The organism is Halorubrum lipolyticum DSM 21995 (genome assembly GCF_000337375.1).
GTDB classification, from domain to species: Archaea; Halobacteriota; Halobacteria; order Halobacteriales; family Haloferacaceae; genus Halorubrum; species Halorubrum lipolyticum.
Genome location: NZ_AOJG01000008.1, coordinates 1 through 13399, shown reverse-complemented (window position 1 = coordinate 13399; position 13399 = coordinate 1). Strand labels below are relative to the sequence as shown.

At 58.3% G+C, this 13399-nt stretch carries 14 protein-coding genes and 2 pseudogenes; 11 read left to right on the top strand and 5 right to left on the bottom strand.

Annotated features, from left to right (window positions below):
* Positions 1 to 8: 8 nt before the first annotated feature.
* The 7 genes and pseudogenes from C469_RS02930 to C469_RS02905 all read left to right on the top strand — a co-directional run bounded on the left by C469_RS02930 (position 9) and on the right by C469_RS02905 (position 4242).
* Positions 9 to 989 (top strand): Cdc6/Cdc18 family protein, encoded by a 981-nt coding sequence (locus tag C469_RS02930; RefSeq protein WP_008003742.1) that lies wholly within the window; start codon positions 9 to 11, stop codon positions 987 to 989.
* A complete protein-coding gene (locus C469_RS17725; protein ID WP_082230097.1) occupies positions 920 to 1501 on the top strand; it encodes an HNH endonuclease in 582 nt (193 codons plus the stop codon). The genes C469_RS02930 and C469_RS17725 overlap by 70 nt, the downstream gene beginning before the upstream one ends.
* Positions 1502 to 1930: 429 nt before the next feature.
* Positions 1931 to 2203 carry a hypothetical protein gene (locus C469_RS02925; RefSeq protein ID WP_049910967.1) on the top strand — a complete coding sequence of 91 codons (273 nt, stop codon included), beginning with the start codon at positions 1931 to 1933 and terminating at the stop codon, positions 2201 to 2203.
* Positions 2204 to 2309: 106 nt separating this feature from the next.
* The gene (locus C469_RS02920) at positions 2310 to 2570 is read left to right on the top strand and encodes an antitoxin VapB family protein (protein ID WP_008003736.1); all 261 of its coding nucleotides are present in this window, start codon (positions 2310 to 2312) and stop codon (positions 2568 to 2570) included.
* Positions 2567 to 2953, top strand: a complete 387-nt coding sequence (locus tag C469_RS02915) for a PIN domain-containing protein (protein ID WP_008003733.1) — start codon at positions 2567 to 2569, stop codon at positions 2951 to 2953. Before C469_RS02920 ends, C469_RS02915 begins: the two co-directional genes overlap by 4 nt.
* 226 nt (positions 2954 to 3179) lie before the next feature.
* A pseudogene (locus C469_RS02910) lies at positions 3180 to 3803 on the top strand (RNA-guided endonuclease InsQ/TnpB family protein); the annotation flags it as partial.
* A gap of 22 nt (positions 3804 to 3825) precedes the next feature.
* A complete protein-coding gene (locus tag C469_RS02905; RefSeq protein ID WP_082230095.1) occupies positions 3826 to 4242 on the top strand; it encodes a recombinase family protein in 417 nt (138 codons plus the stop codon).
* Positions 4243 to 4383: 141 nt separating this feature from the next.
* Here the strand turns inward: C469_RS02905 and C469_RS02900 are convergent, their stop codons facing one another.
* Entirely contained in the window at positions 4384 to 6192 is a 1809-nt protein-coding gene (locus C469_RS02900) for a GmrSD restriction endonuclease domain-containing protein (protein ID WP_082230094.1), read from the bottom strand.
* A gap of 96 nt (positions 6193 to 6288) precedes the next feature.
* Positions 6289 to 6843 (bottom strand): annotated as a pseudogene (locus tag C469_RS16190) (helicase-related protein); the annotation flags it as partial.
* A 154-nt stretch (positions 6844 to 6997) separates the two neighbouring features.
* Here C469_RS16190 and C469_RS16630 point away from each other — a divergent pair.
* From C469_RS16630 to C469_RS02885, 3 genes are all read left to right on the top strand, one after another.
* Positions 6998 to 8209 (top strand): hypothetical protein, encoded by a 1212-nt coding sequence (locus C469_RS16630; protein WP_147587237.1) that lies wholly within the window; start codon positions 6998 to 7000, stop codon positions 8207 to 8209.
* A gap of 395 nt (positions 8210 to 8604) precedes the next feature.
* Positions 8605 to 9318, top strand: a complete 714-nt coding sequence (locus tag C469_RS02890) for a 3'-5' exonuclease (RefSeq protein ID WP_008003723.1) — start codon at positions 8605 to 8607, stop codon at positions 9316 to 9318.
* 346 nt (positions 9319 to 9664) lie between these two features.
* Positions 9665 to 9892 (top strand): hypothetical protein, encoded by a 228-nt coding sequence (locus C469_RS02885; protein WP_147587236.1) that lies wholly within the window; start codon positions 9665 to 9667, stop codon positions 9890 to 9892.
* A gap of 75 nt (positions 9893 to 9967) precedes the next feature.
* Here C469_RS02885 and C469_RS02880 read toward each other — a convergent pair whose 3' ends face one another.
* The 3 genes from C469_RS02880 to C469_RS02870 form a co-directional block, all read right to left on the bottom strand.
* The gene (locus C469_RS02880; RefSeq protein ID WP_008003719.1) at positions 9968 to 11170 is read right to left on the bottom strand and encodes an LEA type 2 family protein; all 1203 of its coding nucleotides are present in this window, start codon (positions 11168 to 11170) and stop codon (positions 9968 to 9970) included.
* Between the two features lie 52 nt (positions 11171 to 11222).
* A complete protein-coding gene (locus C469_RS02875) occupies positions 11223 to 11420 on the bottom strand; it encodes a DUF5800 family protein (protein ID WP_008003718.1) in 198 nt (65 codons plus the stop codon).
* A 91-nt stretch (positions 11421 to 11511) separates the two neighbouring features.
* Positions 11512 to 11694 (bottom strand): DUF5786 family protein, encoded by a 183-nt coding sequence (locus tag C469_RS02870; RefSeq protein WP_008003716.1) that lies wholly within the window; start codon positions 11692 to 11694, stop codon positions 11512 to 11514.
* A 154-nt stretch (positions 11695 to 11848) separates the two neighbouring features.
* Between C469_RS02870 and C469_RS02865 the strand changes: the two genes are divergently transcribed.
* Positions 11849 to 13231, top strand: coding sequence for a polymer-forming cytoskeletal protein (locus C469_RS02865; protein ID WP_008003714.1), 1383 nt, complete (start codon positions 11849 to 11851; stop codon positions 13229 to 13231).
* The last annotated feature ends 168 nt before the right edge of the window (positions 13232 to 13399 follow it).

Genomic DNA, 13399 nt, shown 5'->3' with positions numbered 1-13399 from the left:
ATCGACACATGAACGAGGTAACGGACGCGCTCGCACCGATTCAGGACGGTTTCCGCGCGGAGAACTGCTTCCTGTTCGGTCCGTCCAGCGTCGGGAAGACGACCGTCGCGAAGGCCGCCGTTCGCGAACTTCGGCAGGAGGTCCTCGACGTCCCGCACGCCTACGTGAACTGCTGGCAGGACTACACCCGGAACGCGGTCCTCGAGCAGCTCGCCCGGGACCTGGTCGGCGCGGCGCTGCCGCGATCGTCCTCGACCGGCCGGCTGATCGACCTGATCACGGACAACCTCAACGGGCCGGGCGTCGTCATCCTCGACGAGGCGGACCAACTGCGCGGGACCGAGGTACTCTACGACCTCCACGAGATCCGCGGGCTCTCGTGGATCGGGATCGCGAATCGGGAGGTCGACCTCCTCGCGGACCTCGACGATCGGGTCACCTCCCGGATCAGCGTCGCCTACCGAGTCCGCTTCGATACCTACAGTGAGGACGCGATCACGGAGATCCTCTCCCGTCGCGCCCGTGAGGGGCTCGGACCCGGCGCCGTCGACGAGGACGTGCTCGCACGGATCGCGCGCCTCTCCGAAGGAGACGCGCGGCAGGCGATCGCGGCGCTACGGGTCGCCGCGCGGATGGCAACGCGTGAGGGATTGTCGGTGATCCCGGCGCGACTCGTCAAGGACGCCGTCGCGAACGCGGAGCGCGAGGTCCGCCAGAAGACCATCTCGAAATTGAACGACCACCAGCGCGTGCTGTACGAGGTTCTCGCTGAAGAGGACGGGCTCATCCAGAAGGAGCTGTACGCCCGCTACGAGGAGGCACATCCCGACCCGGTGACGCTGCGGTATCTCCGAGAAAACCACCTGCCGAAGCTGGAGCACTACAACCTCGTCGACGTCGATCTCGTACTTGTAAACGGATGCGAATTCCCCCACCACCGTATGGCACAACCCGTTTCGCCGGATTACTTCGAATCGGCATACTTCTAATAGATCTCAGAATTCAACGAAGGGTAATGTCAAGTCACGAGTGTCCGACCTGTGGTCGGGACGATTTTGCCCGTGAGGTCGATATGAAGGCCCACCACACCATCGCGCACAATGTGAGTCTCGTTGGTCGAAAGGCTCCGAGCACTTGTCCACTCTGTGAGCGTTCGTTTGCCAGTGAAGCAGGCATGAAAGCCCACCATATGCTCATTCACGCTGAAAGTATTGCTGAGTCACGAAGCCTCAGTCCGTCTACCCGACAAACAGTTCTCGAACGGGACGAGTACCAATGTCAGCGGTGTAACGTCGACGTCACTCCGATGAACGAAGAGGGGACTGACTTCCAACTTCACCATATTATCCCATTTTCTGCGGGTGGAGCGAACCACCCAGACAATCTCGTCACGCTGTGTAACGACTGTCACGCGCAGGCACATCAGCAAATGAAGAACATTGTTGAGGAGCATCCAGAGCTTCTCAGCGAGCTGCGAGCCATTGTGTGCTCCACTGAATAATACTGTTTGGGCACACGATCGTAGCCCGGTTGATTCGTGAGACAGCTGAGTTCAATGTATCCGTCAGAAAACGACACCGTGCTGAGTAGCAAGAGAGAATGGTCGGTGTCTTTATGCTCAAGTTGTATTGGAACGGCGCGAGAGGTAGCACGGAGCCATTGATAGGTACCGCAACACGATCTCTCTGGGTAGCAGTGACGGGACAGTGTTGATCGGAGTCGGCCTGTGACTCCGTCGAGTCGAGTTCTGACACGGCCATCACGAGCGTTCCCTGTTCGAATTGGACTGTCTCTCCGCTGTACTGACCGATCCCCGCGTCATCTGTACTGAGCGATTGGTAATAAAAAATATCAGCTGCTGAGGATTTCAACAGAGCCAGTCCTTTCTATCGTAGCGACTGTTATGCGTCAGTCACACCATATGGTACACATGGACGGCAGCTTGGAAGAAGACTATCCGGAGGCAGCCCCGTATATTCGGGAGGCAGTCGAGGAGCACGGTGAAGAGTGGGTGATCGAGAATTACTTTCCGGACATCGTCAGCTTGGGAGTGGTGATGGATATCCCCCAGATCGACGAACTACCATTCTTCGACGAAACGAAACACGAAGCGCCGACCGAGCAGGAACAACGTGAGCGGGCAGAAGCGTACCGGCAATACCGGGAGAACCTTCGGAATGGTACCAAGCCCGGTGACGAGTGAGATGTAGAGTTGATTCGCGTTTTCACCTTTCTCAATACTGTCGGGGCGATCGGCTCGAACCGGGAGCCAACATTAATGTGTACACATACTCATACACAAAACAAGGATGGCCTCGAAGAATATCGGCATCAAGGAGGACGTCTACGAGCGCTTGAAAACGCACAAACGCGGTGACGAAAGTTTTAGCGAGACGCTCGACCGAATCCTTCACGAACTCGATTCTGACTGGCGGACGAACGCGGGCTTCCTCTCCGAAGAGGAGGCTGCTGACCTCGAAGCCGAAGTCAGTCGAGGGCTCGAGGACGTCGACGATTCGTTCGACGAACTCGGCGACGAGGTTGACGATCGACTCTCGGGGGAATCGTGAAGCTCGTCGACGCCTCGTTTCTCATCGACTACGCCCGCGGTGACGACGCGGCAATTGCGTACCTAGCCGCTCACGACGAGGAGGTAATCGGCGCCTCAACCATCGTTCTCTCCGAGCTATATCGTGGGTTGATGATCACACAGGAGATGACCCAAGAGGAGGCGGTGTCGAAGTACGAGTGGGTGGAACCGGTGCCGTTCACGAACGAGACTGCCGCTGAAGCGGCCGAGATCTACGTCGAACTCCGCGACGACGGCGAGATGATCAACAAGAGCGACATCTACATCGCCGGCACTGCACGCTCTCTCGGTGTTCCGCTCGTTGTCGGCGACAACGATTTCGGCGCTGTTAGCGGGCTAGATGTCGAAACGTACAGAAAGTAGGCTGTACGCGCGGTTTGACTGTTTACCTGCACTTCATTCTTGGTAGCAGTGCTCGGTTTGATATTACTTCGTAGGTGACGGTTCTATCGCAAAAGTGGACGTTGGCTTGCTCGGTCTCTCTCGCTACTATATGAGACCAAACTATTGTTCGGAGTAATTATTCGATCCTGTCGAAACTGGTGGTCAGACTGTATATTCAACATCTTCAGCTATCTCCGTACCACGACTCAATCCGCTGAACCGCATGAGCTTGAAACAGGACGACTACTACTTCAGCAAGCGAATCGCTTGGTGTGACGACTCGGACTCCGAGCAGGCTACCAGGCTGAACCAGAAGAAGTCGGCCCGCCGCACCCACTACTTCCACACTCTCTCCAAGCATATTGTTGAACGGTGTGTTGAGGAAGGTGTTGGAACTATCGTGGTGGGCGATCTCTCCGGCATCCGTGAGGATGAGGAGAACAGCGAGTCGAAGGACTGGGGCAAGCACGGTAATCTTGACCTGCACTCGTGGGCGTTCGACCGGTTCAGCGACCTACTCGAATACAAAGCCGAGATGGAAGGTATCACGGTCGAGCACGTGTCTGAGCGGGATACCTCGAAATCGTGTTCGTGCTGTGGCCGGAAGCATGAAGCCAACCGTGTTGAACGCGGACTGTATGTCTGCGATGAGTGCGGTACAGTAGCGAACGCAGATGTGAACGGCGCTGAGAATATTCGGCAGAAAGTATCTCCAAGTCCCGCCACGGATGGCGGTGATAGGAGTAACGGCTGGTTGGCACAGCCATCGACGTTCCTGTTTGACAAGGAGACTGGTGCGTTCGCACCTCAAGAACAGGTAACGTCGTAAACCACACTATCCCAACCCAGCGGTGCGGTGCCGTGGGAATCCTCGCGCTTCAGCGCGGGGAGGATGTCAAGAGGTTGAACTCCACATCGTCAGTGAAGGATTGACACTCCGGCCGGGAGAGAGTGATCCGTACCAGACGGCTCTGTTTCAGCTGCTGGGTGTGTTCGCAGAACTGGAAGCGAACATGACGCGCCAGCGCACGCGTGACGGTATCTCTGCCCGCCAACAAAACGAAGCGTATCATCACGGGCCTGCGCCGCTCGGCTTCGAGAAAGACGACGGCGAGCTCATCGAGTCCGGCGACTACCACGACGTCGTCGCGACACTGGAGATGGTACAGAAGGACGAACTTTCGAGGCGGAAGGCCGCAAAACGGCTGGACTGCGCGCGATCGACAGTCAACCGGGCGCTCGAGCGATCTGAGCTTTACGGCCTCTAAAACCGAGATAACTTTATCAACGCTGACGCCCTCTTTTCCGTCGGGTTCTCTCTGGCTCGTCTCCACTACTGTGGAGGCGCGGGCCTTTCTTGGATTGCTGTGAGCGACTGCGCTACCACCCTCCGAATACCGCCTGCCGTCTCAGTTTCCTACACCAACGTTGTCGATGATATGCTGCTTTATGGCCTTCTCTCGTTCAATAGCGAAATCATCGAATTCGTCGTTTCTTAGATGTTCATAGGCTGAGTCGGTGATTAAGTGGGTTTGGAGAATCTCTTGAACCTTCGTCTCGCTTCCGTGTTTGTCGATCATCTCCTGAATGTACTCCGACGGTCGGTCAGCTTTGATGTCGTTGTTCGTTTCGTCAAGGATGAGTGTCCGGTTAACAATAGAATCCTTCAGGCTATCGAACGTCTTGGCATCGTCTGGGTGGAGGTCCTTCACCTTCTTTGGAAAGATGTGATGATCGTTGATCTTTCGTTCTGAGAAGTCCCCTGTGCCGACGATTCTCCCCTTATAGAAGTCCCGAGCGTCATTCAGCGCTAGCAAGCAGATAATGGCGTTGTACCGTGCCGATCCCTTGTCCACGGACCGAAGGTTCAACTCCTTAATAAAATCGCCATCTATCTTCGTAATCCGTTCAATCGTACTCCCCGTCGCCATCCATTCCTTCCAATCACGGAAGTCCTTGGCCATCACCGTATCTGAGGAACCACTGTAATCTTGTGAGAGAACTGCCGACCAGTACCAGCGGCTGAGCGTCTCTTTGAATTCTGGAGACTCGATATCGCCATCGTACTCCCACAGGATCGCCGCAAGAACCGGGACAATCGTACTGTTTGGAATGAATTCTGTCCGTATCGCCCCGAACTCACCGTCTCCCGTATTCATGAGGATCTCCCGCGCTTTTTCTGCGTAATCGCATGCCTGCTCCCACAGCGTTTTGAATTCCTCACCTGAGTCGACGAGTACTTCTTCGTATCGCTTCCCGTCATTGCCGCGTCGCGTCACCTTTTCACCGGGAATGAGGTTGTAGAGGTATTTTGAGGAACAGTAGTTCTGCTTGACCAGCGAAATAGTCTTCAACAGATACTCCTTCATGTTGGGGTCAATTCGCTTCAGCGTCTCGTTATCCAGCTTCTCCCAGAGCTCCTTGCGGAGCTCCACGCCACTCGGATACAGGAACGCGTTCATCAAATCGAACGTGGAGAGTTTCATCCCGCTCGCGTTCACCTTCGCGAAGATGTTGCAGATATCGCGGATTTCGCGGTCGTTGCTGAGGGGGTAGTGAACGAAGCTATAGTCGAGGATACTCACGAATACGTCGCGGATGTCCCACGGCTTGACGTCGGACGGAAGATCAGAAGACCGCTGCTCGATGAACTCGTCAATCCAGTCTTGGAACTCACGGGAATCGAGATACTTCTTGTTCGGATCATTCGGATCTCGTGCCGAGAGAATCGCAAGCGGAACCTTGCCGCGGTCAATCCATGACTCCCTGTCCTCGCTCAGCTGTTCCCAGGTTCGGTAATACTGGAAGTATTTGTACGTAACTGCCTCCTCGTAATCTTCATCGAGCGCCTTGATTAGGTCGAGATAGAACACATAGTAGGATTTCCGATTAGGAAATTTCTTCTCTGGATTGTGAATCGCATAGTAAAGTGAGGAGAGTCGCTGTTGGCCGTCAAGTACAGCCATGTCTGGGGACCCTTCGAGATTCGAACCCCATATTGGGTCCCATTCCTCCTGTTCAGCGCGGTTCTGATCTAGGTCCCAGAATAGTAGCAGTCCCGTGTAATAGTCCTGCAGTATCGACTCGAACAGTTCGGAGACCATCGAGGGCTGCCATTCGAACCCTCGTTGAAAATAGGGAATGACATATGACCCGTCATCCACGTTTTCGAGAAGTGTCTCTACCTGTTTTGTCCCCGGATTTTCGACCTCGACCATGATTGTTTCTGATAGGCAACTGTACTAAAGATTGGCAAGGAGACGACCATTCGCGATGGAGGCTCTACTCTGGGGGCGTCACCAGTGACGAAGCGGTCACACTGGAAGTGTCAGGCAGAGATTTTCCACTTCTGGAGCCAGCGAGATAACTTGGGATTTCCGCCGGAGCTCCTTCCTCCGCTTCTCAATGCGTTCTTCGAGCTTATTGAGGCGCTGACGCTGTCCGCGGATGGCGATGTCCATATCCGATCCTGCCTCCGCCTTCCGTTCGTAATCCTCAATGAACTGTTCAATGCGTTCACGCTCGGCTTCTGCGTACGCTTCGAGGTTGTCGAGTTCCCGCTGTGTCTCCTCTCGACGTCGCTCGGACAGCTCGGCTCGGAGATCTTCGACCCGCTGGCTGATGTACCGGTCTGCTGCAGTCCGTAGCTGTTCTTGGTTTTCGAGGAGCGCTCGAACGGACTCAGAGTCCGGTGACCCTTTTATACTATCTCCTCGTACGATACGCTCTCCGAGTCGTTGTTGTGGATCGTGATGTATCGCATCGACGAAGACGGGGATTATCTCCTCTCGAATCACGTCACCAGTGCCGTCCTCGAAACGAACGAGATAGTTATAGGCCACGCCAGGGCTATCGACGAATGGCAGTACAACGATTTTTAGCTCGATAGAACTCACAGTAATCAGCAATTCTCGGCGATGGCACCGCCATGCCTAGGTCATCTGTTGGTTGGTGGAGCGCGGCTAGGTGATCAGCATTTGCTAATGGGAAACCGCTACACCTCTGGAGTGAGAGCCAGCCGACATGGAGTTCCCGTGGCGTCGAAAGCAGCACAACTACGAGCTCCCCTCGGAAAGCCGGATCGAGGAAGTAATTAAAAGTGCCAAGCATGTTTCTGTCACACGAAACGCTCTCACAGAGACGAGACGGAGTCGCCACCTTCGGTCGGACACCGGGTGGATCCATCAGCGTCCGCTTATTTCGTATCTTGATTCGGACGAACAGCCACACTTCATCCTCGAGAGCACACAGCCGGTACAGGTAGAGCACCAAGACGAAGTTGAAGAGATTGCACCGACTCCGCCTTATCGTTCGCTCGCGTGTATCACTGACCGACGGGTCCTGCTTCTCGTCGGGCGAAAGCCCGAAAACTGGACTGTTTCACTAGCGTTCGATGAACTCGATGATTTCGGACTCAAGCCAGGCGAGCAGGACCCGCAAAAAGCCGAGGGTGTTGGCATCACAACAACGTTCACTCCGATACTTCGCCTTCAAAAGGGAACCGCGCGCTACTCCTTCATTGACGAGACGTCACTTCCGTTGAAGGACGTTCGTTCGTTGGGTGAGTTGATGAAGGCCCACTTCTCGGAGGATCGGTGGGAGTACGAGGCGTTCTGGGAAAGCGCTGAGCGAGTACGAAAACAGAAAATAAAGAAAAGAGCTGAGCGGCAACAGAAGCGTCTACAACGAGAAAAAGAGGAGCGACGCGAACGAGAAGAACGATGGCAGGAGGAGAAACTTCGCCGGGAATCCGAGAAGCGTGAGCGGGAAGCCAAAAAGCGTGAGCGGCAAGTACAGTTGGAGACACTGGCCGAAAAGTCATCAAGTACGTCTGTTACTCCGGACCGACTTGATCCAATATTTGACCACTTGTTCGAGGGAGAGTCGGTTGATTTCATCTTATTCGGTGGACAACGTGGTGCAGCAATCTTTTCCCCAGGAGGAGAAGCCGAAGTGACTCAGACTACTAATCAAAATTGGACGGCGATAACACCTTCCCGGATACTGTTTTCACGCGAACCAGGTGACGTTGATGAGATCTCGTACGATGTTCTCGAAACTGCAAGGATAGGTCGTGTCCCTCAGGGTTCCTTGGAGCATTGGGAGGAACCTAGTAATTCCCCGGCGTTGATTCTTGCCGGAGATGAATTCATCTACTTCTTTGAAGCGGCGACATACACCTTACCTCACCTTCACGAGTTAGCCGAGGTTGTCCGGGAGTACATCGATTCCTAACCGTGACAAACTACGACGTGGACTCTTCTCTCAGATCGATTTCCCCGTCCAGATAATCCACCCCCTTGTCCGTTATTGCGTATACTCCGTTCCCGAGATTTTTTGTCAGACCCTGCTCTGTCAGCAGCTTACACCGTTTATTGATGTGATTTCGGCTATATGGTAACCGATCATCTTCATGTATTTTTGAGGGCGGATGAGGTCCTTCTTCTCGAAGAAATTCGAGCAGTCTCTCATCTGCTGAAGACATCCAGTCCGCTGGGAGGCGCATATAGTAGAGGTACTTCGTAGAGTCATATTCTCAACGAATAGGAATCTCTGAACACTTCATAACCACTTGTAGTACATTAAGGAAGAACTATAGATGGTCAATACGTTATCATGGATAAGATCCCATGACAAATTCTGTAACACGTCTCGCGATCGACATCGAAACCGTCAGTCCGAACCACGAATACTGGGAGAAGCCTGACTTCCGAGATTCACATGATTTCGAGCTTCTCGCAGTCGCTCTCGCAATACAGCAGAGCCCTGGTTCCGAGATCCAAAGTGAGGTGTTGCTCCGAAATGGGTGGGGTCCCGAATCAGAACTCGCGCTATTATCTGAGACGGTAACCCGTCTCGAGGACGCTGAGGCCGAGACTTACCTGACGTACAACGGTGAGGCGTTCGACTTCCCCCACCTTCGGGGCCGCGCTCATATCGCTGCTGAAGACGCAGGTACGGATGGTACACTCGCGGAGCGCATCGACCGGGTACTCTCGGCTGGAACGAGCGACGACCTGAAGCATGACGCCTGGAAGGCGTTTGGTAGGTACACCACGCTCGAGGACACCTGCGCGCACATGCGTGTCTCCCAAGAGACACCCGAATGGCAGGAGTACGCCCACGGGCTCAATGCCGATGATTTCCGTGTCGACCGGGACAAAGGCGATCCACTGCTTACGGGCGCGGATGTCGCACAGTTCGGCGAGCACTATCTCGACTGGTGTGACGGCGACAGTGCCGATGAGAAGCGTTGCAGTGAGCTCGAGGAACTGCTACGAGTGTACGCAGTCTCCGACGTGGTTCCGCTATTTGAGCTCGCTGATAGTCGTCCTTTCATGTGAACAATGAGAGTCGACGAGTCGTTAACGGAGTACCGTGACCGACACGCGAAACTACTACGACAAGCGCGATGAGAACGGGCGGGCTCCCCTGTTCACGACACGTTTCGACCGGCCTTCCGAATCCACGTTTCAGACGTGGGGCTACCAATCGACCCAACCCTGCGTCGCGGTCGCGTGCCCCCACAACCGGCGGCGTGACCGCTGTGAGTTCACGGAGAAATCTCACGCCTCAAAATCTGTTTCCGCCCGTGCGTCGGGTTCGACCCGAGCGCGCCGACCGAACTAAACGAACGCACCGCGAGCGTACGGTATGGCGCACGAGGTTCCGTCGGAGGGGAGTATTACCGTGACGGTCACTGACCAGATCGATCCCGGGGAGTCGCCCGAGAGCACAGCGGCGGACTCGGAGCGGAAGCGATACGCGAGAGTGGTGATACTCGACAGCGGCTGGATCAAATGCACCCGAACGAACGGCGGTCAGTCGGCGGAGCGCGACGAGGCGGCCCTCGATTACTACCCGCCTCAAGCCGTCCGCGATATCCACGCCGTGGGCGAGGACACCGCGGGTCGGTAGCGACGACCGCGAAATCTCCGCCGAGCGACGGGGCCACCCTCGGACGGAACCGTCCGCGCCGGCGGCCTCCGCCCCCTACAGGGGTAACACGCCGTCGTCGTCATCGTCCGACCCGTTTTCCGTGCCGTCGTTGCTGTCGTCGGTCTCGTTTTTCGTGGCGTCGTCACCGTCGTCGGTCTCAGTCCCGCTATCGCCCGTGTCGTCGGTCTCAGTCCCGCTATCGCCCGTGTCGTCGGTCTCGCTCCCGCCGTCCCCGGGACCGGACTCGTCCGCAGACGACCCGCTCTCGTTCGTCTCTCGCACGTCGTCGCCCTCGCCGAAGATGTCCGTCTCGATCGTCTCCTCGTAGGTGAGCGCGTCGAGCGGGATCGTCGCCTCCTCGCCGGTCGGGAACTCGATCACGGCGTAGAACTCGATCCGAAGACCCGTCACCTGGTGCCCGCGAACGTCCTCGTCGAGGTGGGTGACCCACCAGTCATCGAGGCGGCGGTTCTCGAGTCCGGTGGAGAACTCGATCGTCTCGGTGCTGCGCGAGGGGATCACGTACCCCTCCTCGGTCTGGCCCGATCCCATCTCCACCCCGTTCATGGTGATGTCGTAGCCGATCTCCGTGACCGCGTACGGCTCGAGGTTCGGGTTGTACACGGTGAACGCCATCTCGATCGGCGTCTCTGACTCGCTGAACGTCCCCCACTCGCTCCGCGTCTCGTTGACGTAGAGGACGGGATCGCTCGTCAGCGGGCTGTCGGCGTTCACCGGCCGCGTCTCGTCGGAGTTGAACGCGCCGAGGAGGTCCGTCTGGATCTCGCGGCTGCGCGAGAAGTCGACGCCCCGGCCGAGCCGGTCCGAGGTCGCGGTGGCGTCGATGTCGAGGGTCGTCCGTTCGCCGTTGCGGACGTGGCTCACCCACCACGCCGGGATCCCGTCGTTCCGAAGCTGCGTCTCCAGCTCGAGCGTGGAGTTCTCGGCGTCGATCCGCACGCCCTCCCGGCCGCCCTGCGCCATCTCGATGTCGTTCATCGAGACCGTGTAGCTCACCGAGACGCCGTCGAGGCCGATCCCGACGGGGTTCGGGTTCGAAACGACCAGGTCCGTCTCGATAGCCGTGGTCTCGTTCGTCGCGTCGCCGAACGTGTTGTCCACGGCGGCGACGCCCGGCACGCCGAGTATCCCGACCGCGAACGCGCCGCCGACGCCGCTCCCGACGACGAGCAGCCCGACGAGCGCGATCCTGAGCTTCGAACTCGTGAGCGTCGAGAGAACGCCCCCAACAATCATACAGCGGTCAAACCGATCGGTGCGTAAAATCGTACCGCTCCGCGGATCACGCCTACAACACGTCGCCGATCCGGACCGGCTCGCCGTCGAGGTCGGGCTCCTCGGCGACGATCTGTAACACCTCGTGGTCGGTGACGTCGCGGTATCCCTTTCCGGTCGCCTCCTCGATCAGGTCCTTTTCGAGCTCGAACTCGGTGCCCTCGTAGACGACGTCGACGCCGTCGTCGGTGAACGTCAGGTCGGTGCTCATGGAACGCGGTAGGCCGCGACCGGATAAAAGGGGCGTGACACGGCCGCGCTCGACCCGCAAAACGCTCTTTCGCGCTCGTCGACCGCGCGCGCTACTCGTCGTCTTCGTCGTCTTTCATCTCCGAGAGCCGCCCGACGAGGTCGTCGGTCGACGCGCCGCCCTCGATAGAGACCTCGCCGTCGTGGTCGTTCTCGTGGACGTTCACGGCGCCGTCGTCGTCGGTGTCCACGTCCTGGTCCTTCTGCTCGCTCTCGTCGTACGATCCGAATCCCATGTCTGAACCTTCAGTGCCGGCTTGAAAAGGGTAGTGACACCGCCGCGGTTCGGCAACGGCCCGCACGCGCGACCGTGAACGATCGCCCCGCACCCGTCCGACGAGCGTCGGACGACCCCACACGGTTTATACGGGCGGAGGGAGTTCTCCCGGTGTGTCGCTGAGGGGAGGCGGTCCGATAGATGAGCTCGCCGTCCCGTCCGGGACGACCGTCGAAGAGCACGACCTCGTCACCGACGGCGACGTGCTCGTCGGCGGGCAGTCGACCGTGGAGTTCGGGCTCCGCGGCCGCAACGTCGCGCTGGGCGAGCGCGTGAGCGTCGAGAACGACATCGAGGCCGAGGGCGACTGCCGGCTCGACACGTGGTGCTCCGTCGACGGCAACGTCCTCGTCGGCGAGGACGCGTACCTCGGCGAGCGAGTCACGGTCACCGGCCGACTGATGGTCTCCGGCGATCTCGACATCGGCGACGACGTGACGATCGAGGAGGGGTTCGAGGCGAACGGCTGGATCGTCATCCGGAACCCCGTCCCCACCCTCGTCTTCTACTTCATCGTCCTCTCCCAGCTCCTGCGGCTCGGCGAGACCGACGCGGCCGACGACCTCGCGGAGGCGCTCGCCGACGGCGAGGAGGTGCGCGATCCCCTCCTGATCCCGCGCGGTGCCGAGATCTCCGACGACGCGTGGCGCGTCTCGACGCCCGCGACCGTCGGGGACGACTGCCGGCTCCACGGTAACCTCCGCGCGGAGTCGATCCGCGTCGGCGAGCGCAACGAGGTGTTCGGCTCCCTCCGCGCCCGCGAGGAAATCACGGTCGGCGCGGACACGACGATCCACGGCGACGTCACCACCCGGGGCGGAACCGTCACCGTCGAGGCCGGTGCGCGGGTCCTCGGCGACGTCTCCGCCGGCGACCTCGTCGTTCACGACGGCGCCGAGATCGACGGGACCCTCCGCGCCCGCGGCGAGATGAAGCTCGTTCAGGAGACGGGCGACGACGAAGGTGAAGAGGGGGAAAGCGAGGCCGAGAGCGATGCCGTCGACGAAAGCGGAGGCGAGGACGAAAGCGGAGGCGAGGACGAAAACGGAGGCGAGGACGAAAACGGAGGCGAGGACGAAAGCAGGGACGAGGACGAAAGCAGGGACGAGGACGAAAGCAGGGACGAGGACGAAAGCAGGGACGAGGACGAAAACGGAGGCGAGGACGAAAGCAGGGACGAGGACGAAAACGGAGGCGAGATGGACGCAGACGAACTGTCCGACGAGGACGAAGCGTCTGACGGCGACGACCCCACGGACGGCGATACGTCGGACTCAGAAGCGGCGGACGACGAACGGGCGGACTCGGAAACGGTGACCGAAGCAGACGGAGACGACGCGGCCGACGCGGCCGACGGGGACGACGCACCCGACGACGCCGAGTCCGACGGTGAGAGTGCTGACGACGAGTCCGCCGCCGAGGACTCGGCAGCGAAGGGTTCAGATACGGATGAGCCAGATCCCGAGGAACTCGACGCCGACGCTGAAGCGACGTAGCTGAAGTCCTTTATAAGCGATCGAGTGGAGTTGCTGTCGGCTGTTTATAACCGATCGGCGACTCTACGGTAAAGACCTCCAAAGCCCCAGCCGACGAGGCGGGCGCACGCTCGCTGCGCTCCTCACTCGGTCGCTCACTTCGTTCGCTCCTTCATTGCGGTGCTTCCG